Source organism: Jutongia sp. (assembly GCF_057878315.1).
This window is the reverse complement of record NZ_DBLXSO010000047.1, coordinates 1-24,299: the sequence shown is the minus strand read 5'-3', so window position 1 is coordinate 24,299 and position 24,299 is coordinate 1. Positions and strand designations below refer to the sequence as shown.

20 protein-coding genes and 1 tRNA gene are annotated in these 24,299 nt (G+C 47.4%); 20 read left to right on the top strand and 1 reads right to left on the bottom strand.

Features of this window, described 5'->3' with window-relative positions; translation table 11 throughout:
• The 16 genes from serC to ACZLMD_RS10485 form a co-directional block, all read left to right on the top strand.
• Nucleotides 1–1,071: 3-phosphoserine/phosphohydroxythreonine transaminase (gene serC, locus ACZLMD_RS10560; protein WP_489495670.1), on the top strand; the 1,071-nt coding region annotated here is incomplete at its 5' end.
• Nucleotides 1,071–2,234, top strand: a complete 1,164-nt coding sequence (locus ACZLMD_RS10555; protein ID WP_022304988.1) for a phosphoglycerate dehydrogenase — start codon at nucleotides 1,071–1,073, stop codon at nucleotides 2,232–2,234. The genes serC and ACZLMD_RS10555, both read left to right, overlap by 1 nt.
• A 128-nt stretch (nucleotides 2,235–2,362) precedes the next feature.
• The gene (locus tag ACZLMD_RS10550) at nucleotides 2,363–3,694 is read left to right on the top strand and encodes a bifunctional folylpolyglutamate synthase/dihydrofolate synthase (protein ID WP_484104727.1); all 1,332 of its coding nucleotides are present in this window, start codon (nucleotides 2,363–2,365) and stop codon (nucleotides 3,692–3,694) included.
• Nucleotides 3,695–3,756: 62 nt separating this feature from the next.
• Nucleotides 3,757–4,308 carry a GTP cyclohydrolase I FolE gene (gene folE / locus ACZLMD_RS10545; protein WP_022304986.1) on the top strand — a complete coding sequence of 184 codons (552 nt, stop codon included), beginning with the start codon at nucleotides 3,757–3,759 and terminating at the stop codon, nucleotides 4,306–4,308.
• 69 nt (nucleotides 4,309–4,377) lie between these two features.
• Complete coding sequence (gene folP / locus ACZLMD_RS10540; protein WP_489495669.1) at nucleotides 4,378–5,247, top strand: dihydropteroate synthase; 870 nt, start codon at nucleotides 4,378–4,380, stop codon at nucleotides 5,245–5,247.
• Nucleotides 5,248–5,333: 86 nt separating this feature from the next.
• Nucleotides 5,334–5,407: transfer RNA gene (locus ACZLMD_RS10535), tRNA-Pro, on the top strand.
• Nucleotides 5,408–5,511: 104 nt separating this feature from the next.
• Entirely contained in the window at nucleotides 5,512–6,630 is a 1,119-nt protein-coding gene (locus tag ACZLMD_RS10530; RefSeq protein ID WP_022304984.1) for a hypothetical protein, read from the top strand.
• A 58-nt stretch (nucleotides 6,631–6,688) separates the two neighbouring features.
• Nucleotides 6,689–7,912 (top strand): LL-diaminopimelate aminotransferase, encoded by a 1,224-nt coding sequence (locus tag ACZLMD_RS10525; RefSeq protein WP_118561217.1) that lies wholly within the window; start codon nucleotides 6,689–6,691, stop codon nucleotides 7,910–7,912.
• A gap of 150 nt (nucleotides 7,913–8,062) precedes the next feature.
• Nucleotides 8,063–8,995 (top strand): DUF1002 domain-containing protein, encoded by a 933-nt coding sequence (locus ACZLMD_RS10520; RefSeq protein ID WP_482523542.1) that lies wholly within the window; start codon nucleotides 8,063–8,065, stop codon nucleotides 8,993–8,995.
• A gap of 33 nt (nucleotides 8,996–9,028) precedes the next feature.
• Complete coding sequence (locus ACZLMD_RS10515) at nucleotides 9,029–10,288, top strand: fibronectin type III domain-containing protein (RefSeq protein WP_482522215.1); 1,260 nt, start codon at nucleotides 9,029–9,031, stop codon at nucleotides 10,286–10,288.
• A 15-nt stretch (nucleotides 10,289–10,303) separates the two neighbouring features.
• The gene (locus ACZLMD_RS10510; RefSeq protein WP_022304980.1) at nucleotides 10,304–10,645 is read left to right on the top strand and encodes a phenylpyruvate tautomerase MIF-related protein; all 342 of its coding nucleotides are present in this window, start codon (nucleotides 10,304–10,306) and stop codon (nucleotides 10,643–10,645) included.
• 478 nt (nucleotides 10,646–11,123) lie between these two features.
• Nucleotides 11,124–12,455, top strand: coding sequence for an aspartate--tRNA(Asn) ligase (gene aspS / locus ACZLMD_RS10505; RefSeq protein WP_022304979.1), 1,332 nt, complete (start codon nucleotides 11,124–11,126; stop codon nucleotides 12,453–12,455).
• Between the two features lie 32 nt (nucleotides 12,456–12,487).
• Nucleotides 12,488–12,778 carry an Asp-tRNA(Asn)/Glu-tRNA(Gln) amidotransferase subunit GatC gene (gatC, locus tag ACZLMD_RS10500; RefSeq protein ID WP_022304978.1) on the top strand — a complete coding sequence of 97 codons (291 nt, stop codon included), beginning with the start codon at nucleotides 12,488–12,490 and terminating at the stop codon, nucleotides 12,776–12,778.
• A gap of 99 nt (nucleotides 12,779–12,877) precedes the next feature.
• Nucleotides 12,878–14,341, top strand: a complete 1,464-nt coding sequence (gene gatA, locus ACZLMD_RS10495; RefSeq protein ID WP_118561211.1) for an Asp-tRNA(Asn)/Glu-tRNA(Gln) amidotransferase subunit GatA — start codon at nucleotides 12,878–12,880, stop codon at nucleotides 14,339–14,341.
• Between the two features lie 16 nt (nucleotides 14,342–14,357).
• Nucleotides 14,358–15,788, top strand: coding sequence for an Asp-tRNA(Asn)/Glu-tRNA(Gln) amidotransferase subunit GatB (gene gatB, locus ACZLMD_RS10490; protein WP_022304976.1), 1,431 nt, complete (start codon nucleotides 14,358–14,360; stop codon nucleotides 15,786–15,788).
• A 19-nt stretch (nucleotides 15,789–15,807) separates the two neighbouring features.
• Complete coding sequence (locus ACZLMD_RS10485) at nucleotides 15,808–16,188, top strand: PilZ domain-containing protein (RefSeq protein WP_482522214.1); 381 nt, start codon at nucleotides 15,808–15,810, stop codon at nucleotides 16,186–16,188.
• Between the two features lie 154 nt (nucleotides 16,189–16,342).
• Here the strand turns inward: ACZLMD_RS10485 and ACZLMD_RS10480 are convergent, their stop codons facing one another.
• Nucleotides 16,343–18,526, bottom strand: coding sequence for a flagellar hook-length control protein FliK (locus ACZLMD_RS10480; RefSeq protein ID WP_489495668.1), 2,184 nt, complete (start codon nucleotides 18,524–18,526; stop codon nucleotides 16,343–16,345).
• 265 nt (nucleotides 18,527–18,791) lie between these two features.
• Here ACZLMD_RS10480 and hrcA point away from each other — a divergent pair, with 265 nt between their 5' ends.
• From hrcA to dnaJ, 4 genes are all read left to right on the top strand, one after another.
• Nucleotides 18,792–19,829, top strand: coding sequence for a heat-inducible transcriptional repressor HrcA (gene hrcA / locus ACZLMD_RS10475; protein WP_022304972.1), 1,038 nt, complete (start codon nucleotides 18,792–18,794; stop codon nucleotides 19,827–19,829).
• A 64-nt stretch (nucleotides 19,830–19,893) separates the two neighbouring features.
• Complete coding sequence (gene grpE, locus ACZLMD_RS10470; protein ID WP_489495671.1) at nucleotides 19,894–20,490, top strand: nucleotide exchange factor GrpE; 597 nt, start codon at nucleotides 19,894–19,896, stop codon at nucleotides 20,488–20,490.
• A 51-nt stretch (nucleotides 20,491–20,541) separates the two neighbouring features.
• Nucleotides 20,542–22,419, top strand: coding sequence for a molecular chaperone DnaK (dnaK, locus tag ACZLMD_RS10465; RefSeq protein WP_487601144.1), 1,878 nt, complete (start codon nucleotides 20,542–20,544; stop codon nucleotides 22,417–22,419).
• Between the two features lie 114 nt (nucleotides 22,420–22,533).
• Nucleotides 22,534–23,691, top strand: a complete 1,158-nt coding sequence (gene dnaJ / locus ACZLMD_RS10460) for a molecular chaperone DnaJ (RefSeq protein WP_455057504.1) — start codon at nucleotides 22,534–22,536, stop codon at nucleotides 23,689–23,691.
• Nucleotides 23,692–24,299 lie beyond the last annotated feature (608 nt).

Sequence of the window (24,299 nt, the reverse complement as noted above, 5' to 3'; positions counted from 1 at the left end):
TATAATTTTTCAGCTGGTCCGGCCGTATTACCGGAGGAAGTACTCAAAGAAGCTGCTGATGAGATGTTGGATTATCAGGGATCCGGCATGTCGGTAATGGAGATGAGCCATCGCTCGAAAGTATATGACAACATTATCAAGACAGCAGAAAAGGATCTTCGGGAGTTAATGAACATTCCGGATAACTACAAGGTATTATTCCTTCAGGGCGGCGCATCACAGCAGTTTGCGATGATTCCTATGAATCTGATGAAGAACGGCGTAGCTGATTATATTGTAACCGGACAGTGGGCAAAGAAAGCTTACACAGAAGCACAGAAATATGGAAAGGCAAACAAGATTGCCTCATCCGAGGATAAGACATTCTCGTATATTCCTGATTGCTCGGATCTGCCAATTTCGGAGGATGCAGATTATGTTTATATCTGTGAGAACAATACGATTTACGGAACAAAGTACAAGAAGCTTCCAAATACAAAGGGAAAGACTCTTGTAGCAGACGTATCTTCCTGCTTCCTTTCTGAGCCGGTAGACGTAACAAAGTATGGTGTGATCTACGGTGGTGTTCAGAAGAACATCGGACCTGCCGGTGTTGTTATCGTGATCATTCGCGAGGATCTGATCACAGAGGATGTACTTCCCGGTACACCGACGATGCTTCAGTACAAGACACATGCAGATGCAGATTCTCTTTACAACACACCGCCTGCATACGGCATCTATATCTGTGGCAAGGTATTTAAGTGGCTCAAGAAGATGGGCGGCTTAGAGGTGATGAAGCAGCGTAATGAGGAGAAGGCAAAGATCCTTTACGATTTCCTTGATTCCAGCAAGATGTTCAAGGGAACTGTTGTGAAGGAAGACCGTTCTCTGATGAACGTTCCGTTTGTCACAGGAGACAAGGATCTGGATGCGAAGTTCGTAAAAGAGGCTGAGGAGGCTGGTTTTGTGAACCTCAAGGGTCATCGTACCGTAGGTGGTATGAGAGCAAGTATCTACAATGCTATGCCTAAGGAGGGCGTAGAGAAGCTTGTAGAGTTCATGAAGAAGTTTGAGGAGGAGAATGCATAATGTTTCAGTATACATGCTTAAATCCCATCGCAGCAGTGGGACTTGATAATCTGACAGAGGATTATACAAAGACAGAGGATTTTGCACAGGCTGATGCGGTATTAGTCCGCAGTGCTGCAATGCATGATATGGAGCTGTCTGATAAGCTCTGCGCGATCGCAAGAGCCGGTGCCGGTGTCAATAATATTCCGCTTGACAAGTGCGCTGAGAAGGGTATCGTTGTATTCAACACACCGGGTGCCAATGCAAACGGTGTAAAGGAGCTTTTAATCTCCGGTATGCTTTTAGCTGCCCGTGATATCGTTGGTGGCATCGACTGGGTTAAGGCAAACGCAGACGATGAGAATATCTCTAAATCTATGGAGAAAGCCAAAAAGAACTTTGCCGGTTCCGAGCTTAAGGGAAAGAAGCTTGGTGTTATCGGTCTCGGTGCAATCGGTGTACTGGTAGCCAATGCAGCAAACCGTCTTGGTATGGATGTGTACGGTGTTGACCCGTTCCTTTCCGTTAAGAATGCGCTGACACTTTCCAGAGATATTACTGTCTGCAAGAGCTATGATGAGCTTTACAAGACCTGTGATTATATTACAGTACATGTACCGTATATGCCGGAGACAAAGGGGCTTTTGAACAAGGCTGCCTTCGATCAGATGAAGGACGGTGTTGTTGTATTAAACTTTGCCCGTGATCTTCTGGTAAATGATGACGATATGAAGGAAGCACTTGAGTCCGGAAAGGTTGCAAAGTATGTAACAGACTTCCCGAATCCTGCAGTTGTTAAGATGCCAAACGTTATCGCAACTCCACATCTTGGTGCTTCTACCGAGGAGTCCGAGGATAACTGTGCGATCATGGCAGTGGAGGAGATCCGTGACTTCATGGAGAACGGTAATATCCGCAATTCCGTAAACTATCCGGCATGTGACGCAGGTGTCTGCGAGACAAAGGGCAGAATTACGGTAGCACATAAGAATATTCCGAACATGCTGACTCAGTTTACAAACGTATTCTCTTCTGAGGGCATCAACATCGCTCATATGACGAATAAGAGCCGTGGCGATTATTCTTACTGTATCTTTGATATTGACTCTGATTCTACAGAGGCATTTGCAGAGAAGCTCAGTGCGATTGACGGTGTATTAAAGGTTCGTATTATCAAATAATTACGGTGTTATGATATTTGACATCTGGATCGATTGATAAAATGTATATTTATGGGGCTTCGGTAAAGGAGGGATAAAGCACCCTCTTTTACCAGAGCCCTTTTTTGGTGAGAGGAACGGTGATTCATATGAATTATCAGGAAGCAACTGCATATATTGAGGAGATCCGGGGGAGACTTGCCAGTGACTATTCTCTGGATCGTGTGATGAAGCTTGCCGGGTTGATGGGACATCCGGAGAGAAAGCTTCGCATCGTACATATTGCGGGAACCAATGGAAAAGGCTCTGTGGGGGCGTATATTGCAAATGCCCTTGCAATGTCCGGCTACAGTGTGGGACGATTTGCGTCTCCGGCATTGTTTGATCCGAGAGAACAGATTCAACGGGTCTTGGGAAATCATTTTGGGACCGATACGGCGTGGATCTCAGAGGAAGAGGTGGCGGAACGGATCACGCAGATCGCGCAGTGTGTCCGAAAAATGGAACAGGTGGGCGGAGAAAGCCCAACGGCATTTGAGATTGAGACGGTTATGGCATTTGAGCAGATGGTACGCTGGCATACGGATGTTGCCGTGATCGAGGTCGGTATGGGAGGCAGTACTGATGCCACGAATATTATCGAGAAGCCGGTGCTTACCGTATTTACAAAGATCAGTAGGGATCATACCGGATTTCTGGGAAATACATTGGAGGAGATTGCCTCCAACAAATTTGGCATTATCAAGGCGGGTTGTCCGGTTGTTTCCGTGCGTCAGGAGCAGCCGGTGATGGAGATGCTCAAGGAGATCTGCCAGCACCGGGGATTAAAGCTTCGTGTGGCAGAGCCGGAACAGATCAGACAGAAGGATTATACCCTTGATAAGACGAGCTTCCGGTATCGGGGATATCCTCTCGAGATTCGGCAGTTAGGGGCGTATCAGCCGGAAAATGCAGTGATTGCCTTCGAGGCATTAAAGTTGTTGGCGCAGACCGGATTTCATAAGGTGAATATCAGTTCGGTGCAGACAGCATTTCGCGGGACGCGCTGGATGGGACGCTTTGAGCTGATCTCAAAGGACCCGTTCCTGATTCTGGACGGTGCACATAATCCGGATGGTGCGGCGGCACTGAAAAAGTCACTGGAGATCTATTTCCCGGCACAGAGATTTTGTTATATATTCGGGGTGTTCCGGGACAAAGAATATCAGAAGATCCTGGATGAAATGCTTCCACTTGCCTCAAATGTTTATACGGTGAAAGCGGCAGGAGAGCGCGGAATGGATCCGGAGGAGCTGGCTGCGGTCGTGACAGAAAAGTGCGGCCGGTACGAAAGAAATATCCCGGTGCAAAGTTGTCAGACGGTGGCACAGGCATTGCGGGAGATCGCCAGAAACGGACACAGGCATAAAACCGTTATCTTTGGAAGTCTGTCCTTCCTGCATGAGGTCTATCGCTTTTTTGACACCAGCCGGTATATTTGATAGAATGGTGTTCGTATTTGAGAAAAGAAACTGCTGTATGTCTGCAGCGGATTGGAGTAAAAATGGACAAAGAGAAAATTGAACAGGCGGTAAGACTGTTTTTGGAAGGAATCGGCGAAGATGTAGACCGGGAGGGGCTTTTGGACACTCCGTCGCGGATCAGTGAAATGTGCAAGGAAATCTTTGGAGGAGTCGGCAATAACGCCAAGGATGTGTTAGAACGTACATTTTCCGCCGAGAATAATGAAATGGTTGTTGTGAGGGATATCTCATTTTATTCCGTCTGCGAGCATCATTTACTGCCGTTCTACGGAACGGTGAACATCGGATATATTCCGGATGGAAAGGTAGTCGGACTGAGCAAGCTTCCGCGTGCGGTGGAGGTCTTTGCACGCCGGCCACAGATACAGGAGCAGATGACGGCACAGATTGCTGATGAGATCATGAAGTATCTGGAGCCGAAAGGTGTTATCGTTATGATCGAGGCAGAGCATATGTGCATGACCATGCGTGGAATCAAAAAGCCCGGTGCAAAGACGATGACCTATGCAGTCCGCGGAGAGATGCAGAGTGCCGAGATGCAGGATCGTTTCTTCAGGATCATGTCCAGATAATGGGACAGATGCAGATCGTGTCCGTAAAATGGGATAGATAAGTATAATGACAGACGAGAGGAAGAAGATATGGAAATAGGAAACAGAGAATTTAATTTTGGACAGGGACATGTTTATATTATGGGAATCCTGAATGTAACTCCGGATTCTTTTTCAGATGGAGGCAGGTTTAACGATAAGGACGCTGCACTGCGTCATGTGGAAGAGATGGTGAAGCAGGGGGCGGATATCATTGATGTGGGAGGAGAGTCTACAAGACCCGGTTATCAGAAGATCACTGTACCGGAGGAGATCGCGCGTGTGACCGGGATCATTGAGGCGGTGAAAGCACGCTTTGATGTTCCGATCTCGATTGATACCTACAAGGCACCGGTCATGGATGCGGCACTTGCGGCGGGAGCAGATCTTGCCAATGATATCTGGGGACTGCGCTATGATAAGCTTTTTGCACCGGATGGGCAGACATCTGTCTGGAAATGTGGCACGATGGCTGAGATCATTGCAAAGCATGATGTGCCGGTCTGCGTGATGCACAATCGCCAGGAAGCAGTATATACGGATTTTCTGAAGGAAGTGAAGGAGGATCTTTCCGACAGCATTGCGATCGGTGAGAACGCGGGGATTGACCGCGCACAGATGATCCTTGATCCGGGTGTTGGATTTGCAAAGGATTATGAGCAGAATCTGGAGATCCTTGCCAATCTGGAAGATTTTTCGGACTTTGACATGCCGCTTTTGCTGGCTGCTTCCCGCAAGTCAGTGATTGGTCTTACCTTAGATCTGCCGGTGACCGAGAGAGAAGAGGGAACCATGGTGACCTCTGTGCTTGCAGGAATGGCAGGCTGGGACTTTGTGCGTGTGCATGATGTTGAGAAAAATAAGCGTGCGCTCGACATGTTAGAAAAGATTTTAACAAAAAGACTTGCAAACAAAAAATAAGTGTGCTAATATAATAACCGTGGTTTTACGACTGCAGTATTTTACTGTATATCGTGAATTTCACATACAGGGATTACAACCAAATTCGAGGTGTGGCTAAGTTTGGTATAGCGCTGCGTTCGGGACGCAGAGGTCGCAGGTTCAAATCCTGTCACCTCGATTGCGCAGGGATTGAGTGTGTGATGCGGATGAATCCTTGGCAGGGGCACCTCGGAAGCTATTGCTTTCGGGGTTTTTTCTTTTGTAAATTTAAAGGAGGAAGATATGTCTACAGTATACATTCATGTGGGTACACCAAAGACGGGTACCTCTGCAATTCAGGTCTTTTTTACAAAGAATCGTAAGTTATTAAAGGAAAAGGGAGTCTGTTATCCGAATCTTGGGTTTGACTTTCCGGGGATCAACTCCAATCGTAATGCACACTGTTTGAATGCATATATTTACGATGAGAATCACAAGCGTCTTCGCGACCGGGAACGTGAGACTGCAGATCAGGCACTCGAGAAACTGATCGGAATGCTGGACAGATTTCCGAATTTTGTGCTTTCAGACGAGCAGATCTGGAACAACAAGGATATCAATACGGAGCGTTTAAATCATTATAAAGAGAAACTTGCGGAGGCAGGAGCAGATTTAAAGATCATCGTATATCTGCGCAGACAGGATCTTCTGATCCAGTCATACTGGGCACAGCAGGTCAAGGAGAATATGACAACCTCCTTCAGTGATTATCTGGTATCCAAGAAGGCGAAGTATTTTAAGCTGGATTATCAGAAGCGTCTGAAGGAAATGGCAGATGCGGTCGGCAGGGAGAATATGATCGTCCGTGTATATGAGAAGCAGCAGTATTACGGCGGCAATATTATTTCTGATTTCCTGCATTTATTTGATCTGGAAATGACAGATGAATATAAGCAGTCCGACCATGTTGTAAATGCAAGTCTTGAGGGTGCGTGCCTTGAGGTAAAGCGTCTGTTAAATAATAATCCGCGTTTCACTACAAAGCTTAATTTTGTGGTACCGATGCTTACGACGATCCAGCAGGAGATGGTTGGAGAGGGCGGCTATTCCACCGGCAAGTATTTTTCAGAGAAGGAGCATGCAGAATTCTTAGAAAAGTACAGAGAGGGGAACGAGAAGATTGCCAGAGATTATCTTGGCAGAGAGGACGGTATCCTTTTTAAGGATGAGGTTGTTACCGAGGGTGACGGAGAAGCTGAGACATACTCCGCAGAGGAGATGGTTGAGATCCTTGGCAAGATTATTGTTATGCAGAGAGACCGTATCCTGCAGAAGAATGAAGAGCTTGCAGAATTGAAAGCACCAATTAACGGAATTAAGCAAAAGGTTAAGAATCTCGCACATAAGGTGTTAGACCGTTAATGATACGCTTAATACTGTACCAATTATGGGACAGAGAATTATAGAAAGGGGCAATACCATGTTTAAGATTAATGACAATTATTTAAAATTACCGGGAAGTTATCTTTTTTCTACAATTGCTAAGAAGGTTGCTGCGTACAGCGAGGCAAATCCCAGCAAGGAAATTATCCGTCTTGGTATCGGTGATGTCACATTACCACTGGCACCGGCAGTGATCGATCGTCTGCACAGTGCCGTTGATGAGATGTCCAGAAAGGAGACCTTCAAGGGATATGCACCGGATCTTGGATATGCATTTCTTCGTGATGTGATCGCGCAGAAGGATTATCAGGCAAGAGGCTGTGATATCAAGGCTGATGAGATCTTTGTCAGTGATGGTGCAAAGAGTGATTCCGGTAATATCGGAGATATTTTCAGCCAGGATAATAAGATCGCTGTATGTGATCCTGTATATCCGGTTTATGTAGATACCAATGCAATGGCTGGTCGTACCGGTACATATGATCCGGATACCGAGAAATGGTCTGACGTGATCTACATGCCATGTACCAAGGAGAATAATTTTGTGCCGGAGCTTCCAAAGGAGACGCCGGACATCATTTATCTTTGTTTCCCGAACAATCCAACCGGAACAACGATCACGAAGGATCAGCTTCAGGTATGGGTTGATTATGCATTAAAGGTTGGTGCTGTCATTATTTATGATGCTGCGTATGAGGCATATATTTCCTCTGAGAATGTTCCTCACAGCATTTATGAGTGCAAGGGTGCAACTGCCTGCGCGATCGAGCTTCGCAGCTTCTCTAAGAATGCAGGCTTTACAGGAACACGTCTTGGCTTTACCGTAGTACCTAAGGAGCTTAAGTCCGGTGATGTGACACTTCACAGCCTCTGGGCACGCCGTCATGGTACGAAGTTTAACGGTGCACCTTACATTATCCAGGCAGCCGGTGCTGCAGTTTATACCGATGAGGGAAGAAAGCAGACAAACGAGCAGATCGCTTATTATATGAATAATGCCAAGCTGATCCGTGAGGGTCTGACAGCAGCAGGCTATGAGGTATATGGTGGTACGGATGCTCCGTATATCTGGTTAAAGACACCGGATCAGATGACGTCCTGGGAGTTCTTTGATTATCTTCTGGAGAACCTTAACATTGTCGGTACTCCCGGTTCCGGATTTGGACCGAGCGGAGAGGGCTACTTCAGACTGACTGCCTTCGGAAGTCTTGAGAACACAAAGCGTGCAATGGAGAGAATCCAGTCCGGCAAGGCAATCTAAGATTTCTGATCTGGACAGCCGTATCATTCCGGCTTGTAATCATTATGTTTTTATGAAATTGAGAAGCTCCCCACTTTCCTGTGGGGGGCTTTTGTGCTATACTTACACCGATACAACGTAGAATATACATTGGAAAGGATCGAATTTACCATGAAACAGGGAATGAAAATAATATTTGGTGCTCTTCTGGGAGTATTGCTTCTGGGCGTTCCGGTAAAATCTGCGTCAGCGGATGCGGTGGTGAGCGGAGAAGACACCAGCTACGATCGTTATATTGCATTTGGTCAGGATCTGAAGGCATCCGAGAAGCAGAAAGTATTGCAGCAGTTCGGAATCAATGAGTCTGATCTGTCTGATTATAAGACAATTGAGATCACGAATCAGGAGGAACATGATTATCTTGGCGATTACATTGATGCAAAGGTGATCGGAAGCCGTGCTTTATCCTCTGTTATGATCGTAAAGACGGAGAAGGGCAGCGGTATTCAGGTTGAGACGAAGAATATCACATACTGTACCTCCGGTATGTACTGCAATGCACTTGTCACGGCAGGACTGGAGGATGCACAGGTGACGGTAGTCGGACCATTTGGAATTTCCGGTACTTCGGCGCTGGTCGGAGCAATGAAGGCGTATTCCGTCATGACCGGCAAGGATATCTCAGAGTCCACGATGGATGCGGCAACGGATGAGCTTGTGACAACAGCGGAGCTTGCGGATTCGATCGGAGATTCCGAGAAGGTGGAGCAGCTTGTGGCTGCCGTGAAGCAGAAGGTATTCTCGGATAATCTGACAACAAGAGATGACATTAAGGATGCCATTAATGCGTCTGCCAATGCACTGGATATCAAGCTGTCTGATGACGATGTCAACAAGATCACAGACATGATGGAAAAGGTTTCCAAGGTGGATGTTGATGTGGATGCAATCAAGGATCAGGCGAAGGATATTTACAATAAGCTGAAGGACTCCGGAATCGATTTCAGTAAGGTGGATACAGAAGGACTTTCCGAGAAGGTTGGAGGCTTCTTTTCTAATATTTTTGATGCGATCAAGGATTTTTTCACAGGGCTATTTGGATAGGAATAGTAGAATAAGATAAAGGAATGATAAAATATGCAGAAAAAGACAGTAATGGCCGGGATATTGTGCCTGTGCTGTGCGACCTTGCTTGTAAGCTGTAAGCCGGCAGACGGGCAGGACGAGGCTTCCAGTGACGCATTTACCGCATCGATGGCGGCAGAGGTCCGTCCGATCGATTCGCTGAAGGTTTCGGCAAAGCTTGCAGATGGTGCGGCAGTGGCTCTGACCTGGTCGAAGGTCAGCAGAGCCGCTTCGTACACGGTACTTCGCAGTGAAAATGGAGGAACAGACTGGGAGACCCTAAAGAAGCTGTCATCTTCGAAAACATCTTTTCAGGATGATACGGCACAGCTTGGAACAGACTATTATTATAAAATACAGGCTGCCTGTGAGTACAGCAGAACTGATCTGTTTGCCTACAGTGCCAATGAGATGCCGGATACTGTGGAAGCGGAATGTGAGATCTATACCGGTGTCGGTGGTGCGTTCTGGAATGATGCAGTTACGAAGAATAAGCAGGAAACTCTTGGGACGACAATGCTTCAGTATTCGTTTGGGGCAAACGGTAAGGAATCTGCAGAACCGGAGGGAGTGGAGATTTACCGCGGCACGTCCGAAAATGATCTGAAGGTTTTGAAGCGTGGAATCGTAAAGGACGTGTCCTGTGCGGATTATGACTTTGGAAAAGCTTATGCGGATACGGACGTCAAACAGGGAAAAAGCTATTATTATAAGGTGCGCGCATATGCCATGATGAATGGGAAAGAGGTCTATGGTGACTGGTCACCGGTGATCCGGATCCGGGCGGCAGAGCCGGATGGTGTATATACGATGCGGCTTGTCAGAGAGCCGGACAGCTATCGCAACAATGTTATCGTTGCGCTGACAAGTGCCGACAATAAAAACGGTGTGCTGACGCTTTCAGCGGGAGTTCTCTCAGGAAAGCTTACCATGAAATATCTCGTAACGCAGGATTATTTTACGCAGCAGAGTTTGGCAAAAAGCTCCGGCAAGCCAAAGAAAAAGCCGTCTGTTCAGCAGATGAAGCTCAGGGTGGACCGCTACAGCACAGACGGAAGATATTACAGTGCGGTCACCGGGGATATTGTGTTAAAAGCACAGCAGACGGTTTATCTGGAGTTAGCACCGACGGTGAGCACAGATAAGCTGCTTCCGTTTACAGATCTTGACCGGGCGAAGGTGACTTTCAACGTGAAATATAACGAGGGAAGCCATCCGCTTATGCTGGATCTGAAGAAGAGCAAGGCGTTGTTGGAAAATCCGGCACAGTAAGAAAGGAGAAAGATTATGCCATTTATTGATTCAAAGGTAACCGTAAAAATGAGCGACAGCCAGAAGGAGCAGATCAAGACGAAGCTTGGACAGGCGATCGGGCTTCTTGGTAAGACAGAGAATTTCCTGATGGTTGGGTTTGACGATGAATATGACCTGTACATGGGCGGAGAGAAGTTAGATAAGGCGGCCTTCGTGTCCGTAAAGGTATACGGAAAGCTGCAGTCGGGAGCCTGTGATACAATGACTGCGAAGATCTGTGACATTCTGCAGGAGGAGCTTGGCATACCGGGAAGTGCCGTTTATGTGACCTATCAGGGAATTGATGACTGGGGCTGGAACGGACGCAATTTTTAAGCAGGTTTTACAGGAGAAATCACTTGCAATCACAAAATGCTTGTGGTATGCTAATATATAGTTTTGAATTTCATTCAGAGAAAGACTGAGAAGGAGACGAAGTTCTGAAACCATGCTTTTTGACAGGAACGGGATGCCACCGACTGAGAGCATCCGGACGGCAGAGGACAGGATGGAGAACACTCCGGAGTTTGTGAACTGAACAGGGTAGATCGAGTAGGTTCATGCGCGGACACGGCGTTATGTGAAGAGATGCAGATCGTATGATTGCAGAGGAGCCGGGTTGCTGGTGTTCTCTGTAGGTGACAGTCTGTGAATTGCGGGTGGTACCGCGGAAGAGAATCCGTCCCGGAAAGTGGTTATTGACCATTTTCCGGGACTTTTTGGTTTCTGTGGGATATTCCCAGGGGGATCAGCATCAAGAAAACAACAGTATCTGGGGCGAGGTTTCCAGGATACGGAAAGGCATGGTTTTATTATGGAATTTATAAGTGGAGTTGCAAAAAAGGATACACTGGAGATCAGTGAGATCCTTGCCGGAGATTATGAGGGCAAGACCATCAAGGTCAACGGTGCCGTGCATACGATCCGTGACATGGGTGATGTGGCATTTGTCGTTCTTCGTAAGAGAGAGGGACTTTTGCAGTGTGTCTATGAGGAGGGTGTGACAAAGTTCGATCTCAAGACCTTAAAGGAGGCAGCTACCGTTGAGGTAGAGGGCGTTCTTGCAAAGGAGGACCGCGCACCAAACGGTGTGGAGCTTCGTCTGAACACGATCCGTATCCTGTCTGAGCCGACAGAGCAGATGCCTCTGCAGATCTCCAAATGGAAATTAAAGACATCTCTCGAAGCGAAATTAAACTATCGTCCGGTTTCTCTTCGTAATGTGCGTGAGCGTGCGAAGTTCCGTATTCAGGAGGGACTGGTAAGAGGTTTCCGTGATTTCCTGTATGAGCAGGGCTTTACCGAGATCCATACACCAAAGCTTGGCGCAAAGAGTGCCGAGGGTGGTGCAAACCTTTTTAAACTGGAGTATTTTCACAGACCTGCGATCTTACAGCAGAGTCCGCAGTTTTACAAGCAGATGATGGTTGGCGTATTTGACCGTGTCTTTGAGACCGCACCGGTATTTCGTGCCGAGAAGCACAACACAAAGCGTCACCTGAACGAGTATACTTCTCTCGATTTTGAGATGGGTTATATCGATGGCTTTGAGGATATCATGGCGATGGAGACAGGCTTTTTGCAGTACACAATGGCACTTCTCGAGAAAGAGTACAGCAGAGAGTTAAAGATCCTTGGTGTGACACTGCCAAAGACGGACAAGATCCCTTGCGTTCGTTTTGATGAGGCGAAGAAGCAGGTTGCGGAGAAGTACAACCGTGAGATCAGAAACCCATACGATCTGGAGCCTGAGGAAGAGGCGCTGATCGGTCAGTATTATAAAGAGGAATGTGATGCAGATTTCGTATTTATCACACATTATCCATCCAAGAAGCGTCCGTTCTATGCAATGGATGATCCGGAGGATGAGACATATACCTTAAGCTTCGACCTTCTGTATCACGGACTCGAGATCACCACAGGTGGTCAGCGTATCCACAGCTATCCGGAGCTTCTTGCCAAGATGGAGAAGCGTGGCATGACCGAGGAAGGCATGGAACAGTATCTGAGCGCATTCAAGCATGGTATGCCGCCACACGGTGGACTTGGAATCGGTATGGAACGACTGACAATGCAGCTTCTGGGAGAGGAGAATGTCCGCGAGACAACACTCTTCCCAAGAGACTTAAGCCGTCTGGAGCCGTAGTATGAGCACAAATAGAAAGGCAGGATATAGATATGGCAAATGTAATATCTGATGAAACAATTGAGTACGTTGGTATTCTGGCAAAGCTGGAACTGAACAAGGAAGAGCAGGAGCGTGCCAAAAAGGATATGGGCGAAATGTTAGATTATATCGACAAGCTGAATGAGCTTGATACCACCGGTGTAGAGCCGATGTCGCATGTATTTCCGGTGAATAATGTATTCCGTGAGGATGTCGTAACAAACGGAGACGGACATGAGGCAACACTTGCAAATGCACCGGAAGTAAAAGAAAATGCATTTTTAGTTCCTAAAACCGTATAGTTTCACACAGCAGCTTTGTGCCGGTGGCGCAAAGCATGCGGTATTGCGATTGGACAGATGTTTTAAATGAAAGATCAACAGGAAAGGATTGGTGATTTAATGTCATTGATGCAGCTTACGGCTGTAGAGCTGGGCAAGAAGATAAAAGCAGGAGAGGTTTCTGTGGTTGAGGCGACAGAGGCTGCTCTTAATGCCATTGAGGCAAAGGAAGATAAAGTTAACAGCTTTGTGACAGTGGATCGTGAGGGTGCGCTGAAGCAGGCAAAGGAAGTACAGAAAAAGATCGATGCAGGAGAGCTTACCTCTCCGCTGGCAGGTGTACCGGTAGCGATCAAGGATAATATGTGTACCGAGGGTCTTCTGACTACCTGCAGCTCTAAGATTTTAGGAAACTTTGTACCGACATTTACATCCGAGGCAGTGCTTAATCTGCAGAAGGCAGGAGCCGTGATCCTTGGAAAGACAAATATGGACGAGTTTGCCATGGGAAGCACCACCGAGACATCTGCCTTCGGCGAGACAAAGAACCCATGGAACACCGAGCATGTACCGGGAGGATCTTCCGGTGGATCCTGTGCGGCTGTTGCAGCAGGAGAGTGCTTCTATGCACTTGGTTCCGATACGGGCGGATCCATCCGTCAGCCAAGCTCCTTCTGTGGTGTGACAGGTATTAAGCCGACCTACGGAACCGTTTCCCGTTACGGACTGATCGCTTACGGTTCTTCTCTGGATCAGATCGGACCGGTTGCAAAGGATGTGACCGACTGTGCAACGATCCTCGAGACGATCGCTTCCCATGATCTGAAGGATTCTACCTCTGTTGAACGCAAGGATACGGATTTTACCTCCGCTCTGGTGGATGATGTGAAGGGTATGAAGATCGGTATTCCGAAGGATTATTTCGGAGAGGGGCTTGATCCTGAGGTTAAGGAAGCCGTTCTTAACGCAGCAAAGAAGCTGGAGGAGAAGGGTGCCATCGTTGAGGAGTTTGAACTGAGTCTTGTAGAGTATGCGATCCCGGCATATTATGTTATCGCCTGTGCAGAGGCAAGCTCCAATCTAGAGCGTTTCGATGGTGTGAAGTACGGTTATCGTACCAAAGAGTATGAGGGACTTCACAACATGTACAAAAAGACACGTTCCGAGGGCTTTGGCGCAGAGGTGAAGCGTCGTATCATGCTTGGTTCCTTCGTATTAAGCTCCGGTTATTATGATGCTTATTATCTGAAGGCTCTTCGTACAAAGGCACTGATCAAGAAAGCTTTTGACAAGGCGTTTGAGAAGTACGATATGATCCTTGGACCGGCAGCACCGACAACGGCACCAAAGCTTGGTGAGAGTCTCAGTGATCCGATCAAGATGTATCTGGGCGATATTTATACCATTTCTGTCAATCTTGCAGGCCTTCCCGGTATTTCTGTTCCTTGCGGCGTTGACTCAAAGGGACTTCCGATCGGTTTACAGCTGATCGGTGACTGCTTCCAGGAGAAGAAGATCATACAGGCTGCATATGCATACGAGCAGACAAGAGAGCCGGCATTTAGCCCGCTTCTGGCAGAATAGAAAGGAGACCGGAAAGATGAAACAATATGAGACTGTGATAGGACTTGAGGTCCATGTCGAGCTTGCGACAAAAACAAAGATTTTCTGCGGCTGTTCTACCGAGTTTGGAGGAGCACCGAATACTCATACATGCCCGGTTTGTACCGGTATGCCCGGTTCTCTGCCAGTTTTAAATAAGCAGGTGGTAGAGTATGCGATTGCGGTTGGTCTTGCCACAAACTGCAGTATTACCCAGTATTGTAAATTTGACCGGAAGAATTATTTCTATCCGGATAATCCACAGAACTATCAGATTTCCCAGCTGTATTTGCCAATCTGCCGCAACGGCGGCATTGAGATCGAGACGGCTGCCGGCAAGAAGACTGTCGGAATCCATGAGATCCATATGGAGGAGGATGCCGGTAAGCTGGTGCATGATGACTGGACAGGCAGCTCTATGGTTGATTACAACCGTTCCGGTGTGCCTTTGATCGAGATCGTATCCGAGCCGGATATGCGTTCTGCTGACGAGGTAATTGCTTATCTGGAGAAGCTTCGTATGATCATTCAGTATCTTGGCGCTTCTGACTGTAAGCTTCAGGAGGGTTCCATGCGTGCCGATGTCAACCTTTCCGTCAGAGAGGTTGGAGCGACAGAATTCGGAACACGTACCGAGATGAAGAACTTGAACTCTTTCAAAGCAATCTCTCATGCTATCGAGGGTGAGAGAGCACGTCAGATCGAGCTTCTGGAGGAAGGCCGTCAGGTTATTCAGGAGACAAGAAGATGGGATGACAATAAGGAGTCTTCTTATGCGATGCGTTCCAAGGAGGATGCACAGGATTACCGTTATTTCCCGGAGCCGGATCTTGTTCCGATCGTGATCAGCGACGAGTGGTTAAAGGAAGTAAAGGACAGACAGCCGGAGCTTCGCTCTGAAAAGCTGGAGCGTTACAAAAAGGAATATGACATTCCTGAGTATGATGCAGAGATCATCACAGGAACCAAGAAGATGGCAGACATCTTTGAGGCTACGACAGCAATCTGCAATAAGCCAAAGAAGGTTTCCAACTGGTTGATGGTAGAGACGATGCGCCTTCTGAAGGAGAACGAGATGGAGGCAGAGGATATTTCCTTCGCACCGGAGAATCTCGCAAAGCTGATCGAGCTGGCAGATGCCGGAGAGATCAACAGCTCTGTGGCAAAGGAAGTGTTCGAGGAGGTCTTTAAGAATAATGTTGATCCGGAGAAGTATGTTGAGGAGAAGGGCTTGAAGACCGTATCCGATGATGGTGCTCTTCGTGAGGTGATCGAGAAGGTCGTTGCGGACAATCCAAAGTCCGTTGAGGATTACAACAGCGGTAAGAAGAAAGCGATCGGCTTCCTGGTTGGTCAGACTATGAAGGCTATGCAGGGGAAGGCTGATCCTGGAATGGTCAATAAGATTCTGAAGGAAGTTTTGGGCTAAATAGGAAATGGGGTGCAGCATGACGGAACAGAGAAGAAATATCCGGATCCCGGTGAAGATGAATCTGGAGGTTTCCGATATCTTCAAACAGGATAATGTAAAGGTCAGTAATATCAATGCACCGATCGAGGTCATTGATATCTGCCGTGACGGCATTGGCTTTGTCACCAAAAGTGTTTTGCCAATCGGGTTTTATTTCAATTCCCGGCTGGAATTTCATAGCAGCCAGAATGCGATCAACTGTGTGATCCAGATCATCCGCCAGAGTAAGAGTGAGGACGGTCTGTATCATTATGGATGTACATTTACCGGGATGCCTGCTGTATTTGACTACATCTTCGAGGAGATGGAGGAGGAATATAAACGGGCTGAGGCGCAGGAAAATGTTGCGGCAGAATAATAAAGAACAGATCAAAGAGGAATATTCGCGTTGTGGAATATTTTTGTGATAGTTTGAAAAAAGACGGTACTCAGGAAACGGGTACCGCCTTTTTGATAACGGATAGAAAAGGCACAAGAGTAGTGTATAAGGGCAAAGAACTGCTTTTAATCTTTTATGCCCGGATATCAAAGGAGAACCGTTTCATTTCATGGGATGCAGACGGTGTTACCTTTGCGTTGAGAAAATCCTGAACCGGCGTTTCCGACTGTGTAAGAGGCTGTACCTGAACCTGACAGGTATAGCCTTTTTCAGTGAGAGAATCGGTCAGAAGATGTGTATTGCGTTCGATCAGGCGAAGGGAATCCTCCTTTTCCAGATGAAAATCAGCCTTGATATTCTGATGATCCTTTTCCAGACGGACATTGACGGTACCGAGGTGATCCATTTCCAGATGAAGCATCAGACTCAGCTTTTGCGGATTCTGCTTCATTTTATCCTTTTTGGTATAGACGTAGAGATCTCCGTGCGCGTTCTGGTTCTGCAGCTTCAGAGGAAGCTGCATATAGGCAAATGCCTGGTTTAAGGACTTCATAAAGTCAATGTTGCCCTGCATATCATGAGCCTGACCGGAAAGCTGCCCGGAATCGCTGCCGGAAAGCGTGGTATTGATCAGCGTCTCAAAGGAGTTCATTTTCTGCTCCATAGACTGATAGAACGAGTCCGGCTCGTTTGTTTTGGCAAGCCGGTGCGGGGAGATCGTAAAGCTGTCAAGCAGCACATTTTGAAACAGTGTCCGGAATGCTTCGGTCTGAAACAGATTCTGTGTCAGGGCGCTGTCGGAATGTGCGATACTGTTTTTGATCGCAGCAAGTGTATCTGTGGCAGAGATGTCACCGGATAAAACGCGGTCAGTGATCCCGGAATCAACACCCATACCATGCAGATAACGGGCAAGCTCAGAGCGCATTTCGGGAGTAAGCTGCAGGAAAAGCTGGCTGTTTTGTCTGCCAAAGGATGTGACACCGGAAAGGAGCGTGTCGATAACGGCAGGGGTATGAGTGATATTGGCAGAACCCTCGTGCGGGGCGGCTAACATCTCATTGATATTCTGGAAAGACGACCTGGCGGCATCGGACAGGTTATGAAACAGGCGTCCGGCAAAGGAACGTGCGGATACGGAATCGGCGGAGGCTTCTGCAGCGTTGCTGTTTGCTGCATCGGAGGAAGCGTCCGGTAAAATGGCATCTGTTTCTGTGCTTTCCGCGATTTTTCCGGAAAGAACGCTTTCTAATGTGGTTAATTCCCCGGACAGGGAAGAAGCCGGCTGCGGATTTAATAATTGAAGGATCTCGTCAGATTTTGCCTGCAGTTCGGCGGCAGGACAATGTTCCGAAAGAACAATCGTCTGTCCTGTAATCGCCTTCTGGATCAGCAGAGCCGCCTCCTTGCCGGTCATGGTGCCTGATTGAAAAGCAGCCAGTTGTTCGTCGGTCATCGGTGTTTCTGAAAGCATTGTCTTTAAGGAAGAAAGATCAGCCTCCGACAGATCCGCGATCGTCGGGAGCGCGGAAGCGGTGTCTGCGTTCGTGCGACCGGCTGCAGCGGAATCATCGTCTGCAAGTGCAATACTTAAAAGCTTCTCGCCAAACATCGCAACAATGTTGGACGGACCGTTTCCGGCAAGAGTCTCTAAAAGCTCCGGAATCTGGTTGGAGAAGGTTTCTACACGGGCAAGAAGCGAGTGCGTGCCGTTACGATACGCACTGAACTGTGCCACGCTGTCTGCGGTAACCTGGTATTGCTTGCGGTTCATCAGACAGAGCGTTTCCATGTCATCCGTACCAAGATCATATGCCTGTTGCATCAGCTGCTGGATCGATTGTTTGTTGATCGGCATCAGATTGTCCATCAGTGCCTTGACGGCAGACTGGTTGCGCTCTGTGGCCGGAAGAGATGCCTCCTCCAGAGCCTTGTTGATCAGCGTCAGCTCTGTCTCTGTGTAGCTGTTTGGAATCGCATCCAGCATAACGCCGGAGGGAGAGACGGAAGATAGGCGGAAGGCGGCAGTCTGCCCGATGGAAAGGGAAGAACTGTCCGCAATCTGCCCCTTGATCAGCGTATTATTTTCCAATGTAATGGTGATCTCATTGTTGCGCAGGTCGGAAATCTCCCCACGGATCACATCGCCCTGGCGGATCTGGTTCATGCCGCTTCTTGCAACACCGTAGCTGCTCATCTGTCCGACGGAGCGGCCTGCCTGTCCCGGATTATTGCGGGCAGCAGCCTGGTTTCCGGTCATAGTCAAATTATTTCCTCTGTTGCCTGTATTAGTCGATGTGATGATAGGATCTGCCATAATGTATTCCAAACCTTTCTATAAATAGATCGTGATTCTTTCTATAATAAATGCACCGGATTGTTGTATGATCTCGGTGATCCGGCAAACATCTTTGTGTCATTATTATATATGGTATTTCGGCTGTTTTGCAAGAAACATGAAAAAAACTGAAAAAATTAGCAAAAATATCTTGACAATAAAAAATGATAGTGCTATCTTACTAATTAGATGTTAGCACTCCACCTCAAAGAGTGCTAACAAATAAAGACAAGGGAGTGATAGTTTGGAGCTGGATGAAAGAAAGCTTAAAATACTTCAGGCGATTATCCGGACATATTTAGAGACGGGTGAGCCGGTAGGATCCAGAACGATTTCCAAGTACTCTGATCTGAATCTCAGTTCCGCTACCATCCGAAATGAGATGTCTGATCTGGAGGAGATGGGATACATTTTACAGCCGCATACCTCGGCAGGACGTATTCCTTCCGATAAGGGTTACCGTCTTTACGTTGACACGATGTTGGACGACAAGGCACAGGAAGTGCATGACATGAAAGCGGAGCTTACAGAGAAGGCCGGTAAGATCGATGATCTTCTCAAGCGGGTTGCGAAGCTTCTGGCGGTCAATACGAATTACGCCACGATGGTTTCGGGACCGCGGTACGCCTCCAAGAAGGTCAAGTTCATTCAGCTTACGCTGGTGGATGAGAGAAGCCTTCTTGTCGTGATCGTTTTGGACAACAACGTAGTCAAGAACAAAATGATCCATATGGAGGATTCCATGGATCAGGAGACATTGCTTCGGTTAAACTTCATTATGAATACAACCTTAAATGGTCTGGATGTCATGGATATGAATCTTGCCGTGATACAGAAGATCAAGGAACAGATGGGAGCACACAACAGTGTGATCGATTCGGTTCTTGAGATTATCGGCAGTGCTTTGACGGAGGATGAGGATCTGGAGATCTACACAAGTGGAGCAACAAATATTCTGAAGTATCCGGAACTTGCAGACAAGTCCAATGCAGCACAGATCTTAAGTGCATTTGAGGAGAAGAAGGACTTAAACGAATGGATCGAACAGGAGCCGGTCGGACAGAACGATGATAACCACGCCATACAGGTTTACATCGGCGGTGAGACGCAGGTTGAGTCCATGAAGGATTGTTCGCTGGTAACAGCGACCTACCGGATTGACGATGGTGTTTACGGCAAGGTCGGGATCGTAGGTCCGAAGCGAATGGATTATGACAAGGTAGTTGCTACACTGCAGTCCATGATGGAGCAGTTAGATGACATATTTAAAGACAAAAAGTAAGTCACAGAGGATGGCTTAAGAGAGGTGGTAGAAGGTGAGTCAGGAGAAAGAAACAAATCAGGACATGACAGAAGAGACAACGACAGAGAACACAGAGGAAACAACAAAGGACAGTGAGGTGACAGCAGAGACTGCCGGTGAGGCAGAAGAGAAGGAAGCTGTGGCTGAAGATAAAGAAGCCGTTGGCGAAGAGAAGAAATCACTCTTTGGCAAGAAGAAAAGTTCCAAGCTGGAGGAAAAGATCGCTGAGTTAGAGGATGCAAGAATGCGTCAGCTTGCCGAGTTCGAGAACTTCCGGAAGCGCTCCGAAAAAGAAAAGAGCCAGATGTTTGAGATCGGTGCAAAGTCAGTGGTTGAAAAGATCCTTCCGGTCATTGATAACTTTGAAAGAGGTCTTGCTTCCATGCCGGAGGAGGAAAAGGGAAAGCCATTTGCAGACGGTATCGAGCTTGTTTACAAGCAGATGCTCGGAGCACTGGATGAGATCGGAGTCAAGCCGATCGAGGCAGTGGGACAGGAATTTGATCCGAATTTCCATAATGCGGTTATGACCGTCGAGTCAGAGGATATGGAAAGCGGAACGGTGGCAGAGGAATTGCAGAAGGGATATATGTATCAGGATTCTGTCGTACGCCACAGTATGGTAAAGGTAGTCAGTTAATTTAAGATAGAGCAATGAAAGAAGAATTATAGAGAAAGAGAGGACAAAACAATGGGAAAGATTATTGGTATTGACTTAGGAACAACAAACTCATGCGTCGCTGTTATGGAAGGTGGAAAACCGGTTGTCGTAACAAATACAGAGGGCGCACGTACAACACCATCTGTTGTAGCATTTTCAAAATCCGGTGAGAGACTTGTCGGTGAGCCGGCAAAGCGTCAGGCAGTAACAAACGCTGACAAGACAATCTCTTCTATCAAGAGACATATGGGTACCGATTACCGCGTTGCAATCGATGATAAGAAGTATTCTCCACAGGAGATTTCCGCAATGATCCTTCAGAAGCTGAAGGCAGATGCAGAGAATTATCTCGGTGAGAAGGTTACAGAGGCTGTTATTACAGTTCCTGCATACTTCAACGATGCACAGCGTCAGGCAACAAAGGATGCCGGTAAGATCGCAGGTCTTGATGTAAAGCGTATCATCAACGAGCCAACTGCAGCAGCGCTTGCATATGGTCTTGATAACGAGAAAGAGCAGAAGATCATGGTTTATGACCTTGGTGGTGGTACTTTCGATGTATCTATTATCGAGATTGGTGACGGTGTCATCGAGGTTCTTGCAACATCCGGAGATAATCACCTCGGTGGTGATGATTTCGATCAGAAGATCACAGATTACATGATCGCAGAATTCAAGAAGGAAAACGGTGTTGATCTGTCTCAGGATAAGATGGCACTTCAGAGATTAAAGGAAGCAGCAGAGAAGGCAAAGAAGGAGCTTTCTTCTGCAACAACAACCAACATTAACCTGCCATTCATCAGCATGAATGACAATGGACCGCTTCATTTCGATATGAACCTGTCCAGAGCAAAGTTTGATGAGCTGACACATGATCTGGTTGAGAGAACAGCAACTCCTGTAACAAATGCACTCCGTGATGCAGGAATTACGGCTTCAGAGCTTGGAAAGGTTCTTCTGGTCGGTGGTTCTACACGTATCCCGGCTGTACAGGATAAGGTACAGCAGATGACCGGTCATGAGCCAAGCAAGTCCTTAAATCCGGATGAGTGCGTTGCACTCGGAGCTTCCGTACAGGGTGGTAAGCTTGCCGGTGATGCAGGTGCCGGTGATATCCTTCTTCTGGATGTTACTCCACTTTCCCTGTCTATCGAGACAATGGGTGGTATCGCTACAAAGCTGATCGAGAGAAATACAACGATCCCTACCAAGAAGAGCCAGATCTTCTCTACCGCAGCAGATAATCAGAGTGCAGTAGATATCAACGTTCTTCAGGGTGAGCGTCAGTTTGCGAAGGATAACAAGTCACTTGGACAGTTCCGTCTGGATGGTATCCCTCCGGCACGTCGTGGTGTTCCACAGATCGAGGTTACCTTTGATATCGATGCAAACGGTATCGTAAATGTATCCGCTAAGGATCTTGGAACCGGCAAGGAGCAGCATATCACGATCACAGCCGGATCAAACATGTCCGATGATGATATCGATAAGGCAGTGAAGGAAGCTGCTGAGTTTGAGGCACAGGATAAGAAGCGTAAGGAAGGCATTGATGCCCGTAACGAGGCTGATTCCATGGTATTCCAGACACAGAAGGCTCTGGATGAGGTTGGCGACAAGGTAGATGCTTCTGAGAAGGCAAAGGTTCAGGCGGAGCTTGACAGCTTGAAGGAATTAGTTGAGAAGACGAATCCGGAAGAGCTTTCTGATGCCGATGTAGATGCATTAAAGGCTGGTAAGGAGAAACTGATGGAAGCAGCTCAGGCTGTATTTACCAAGATGTATGAGCAGCAGGCTCAGGCAAACGGTGGAGCAGCAGGTGCAGGTCCGGACATGGGTAACATGGGTGGAGCCGCAGGCGCCGGCAATGCTTCCGATGATGTTGTCGATGGAGATTACCGCGAGATTTAAGCTAAATATAAATAAACATGAGATAGACCATTGATTGCACGAATGCAGCAGGCAGACGTTACGGTTAATGGTCTGTCTATCTATAAATGAACAGTATGAGAGATGGAGAGAGCTATGGCAGAGAAGAGAGATTATTATGAAGTGCTCGGGGTCAGCAAGAGTGCATCCGATTCCGAATTAAAGTCCGCATATCGTAAGTTAGCCAAGAAATATCATCCCGATATGAATCCGGGAGATAAGGAGGCAGAAGCAAAGTTTAAAGAGGCTTCTGAGGCATACAGCGTATTGAGTGATCCGGATAAGCGCCGTCAGTACGATCAGTTTGGTCATGCGGCATTTGAAGGGGGTGCAGGCGGTGGAGCAGGCGGCTTCGATTTCAGTGGAATGGATATGAGTGACATTTTCGGAGATATCTTTGGCGATTTCTTCGGTGGCGGTCGTTCCAGAGCACAGAGTAATGGTCCGATGAAGGGACAGAATCTGCACCACACGATCCGCATTACCTTTGAGGAGGCATGCTTTGGTACCGAGAAGGAGCTGGACCTTCCGCTGCAGGATGAGTGTGAGAGCTGCCACGGCACAGGTGCCAAGGCAGGAACCACCCCGGAGACATGTTCCAAGTGTGGTGGTAAAGGTCAGGTGGTATTTACCCAGCAGTCTCTGTTTGGCATGGTCAGAAATGTTCAGACCTGTCCGGACTGTCGTGGAACCGGTAAGATCATTCGTGAGAAATGTCCGGATTGTCATGGCTCCGGTTATATTACAAGAAAGCGCAAGATTTCCGTTACTGTTCCGGCAGGTATTGACAATGGCCAGAGCATCCGTATCCGTGAGAAGGGTGATCCCGGTGTAAACGGAGGTCCAAGAGGCGATCTTCTGGTAGAGGTGGCAGTAAGCCGTCATCCGATCTTCCAGAGACAGGGTATTGATATTTATTCCTCTGCTCCGATCACATTTGCACAGGCTGCTCTTGGCGGGGATGTCCGCATTAAGACGGTCGATGGCGAGGTTGAGTATACCGTGAAGCCGGGAACGCAGACAGATACACGTATTAGACTGCGTGGCAAGGGTGTTCCGTCTCTTCGTAATAAGTCGATCCGTGGTGATCAGTATGTGACTTTGGTGGTACAGGTTCCGACCAGGATGAACGGAGAGCAGAAGGAGCTTTTAAAGAAGTTCGATGAAGCAATGTATGGAAAGCCGGAGGAAAAGGAAGAAGCCGACGAGACCACAGAAAAGAAAAAAGGACGTTTCGGTAAGAAGAAAAAATAGAAAACGTTAATAATAACTCCCTCGGGAGAATCTGATATTTTTGCAGGTACGCTTTCGCTGCAATGCCACACGTAACGGCACATAATGCCCTGAATGACAGGGCATAAGTGCCGACGGTGGCAAGCACCTTGCAAAATATCAGATTTCTTCCGAGGGAGATTTACATTTTGGGGGATTGATCATATGTATTTAAACCTTCGGATTAATGTTTAACTAAGGCTTCCCATACCAAGGATGGAAATTTGCCCATAATATTTCTTATGTCCGGTTATTTAGAAATCATATTTTGCCTGCCAATATATTAAAAATCCGTGAGCTATGACTAAAAAATTGTCTTGTCACTTACGGATTTCGAAAAATCTGATTGCTTTGCTGCTTTGATCTTCGATAAACGCATCCTGCCGTACTCGCCCCGAGGTGGGAATCAGATGTTTCGAAAGGCACTTGCACCCGCCGGTACTTACACCCCGGATTTTGCAAATGATATAGATGCTCCATTGAATATCCGGGGCGTTATGTACCGCTGCGTGGTGCAGTGGTAGCGGGAGCGTGCCGTCCGAAACAGCTGAGCCCACCTATGGGGCTCAGTCGTACGGATGCGTATTTAT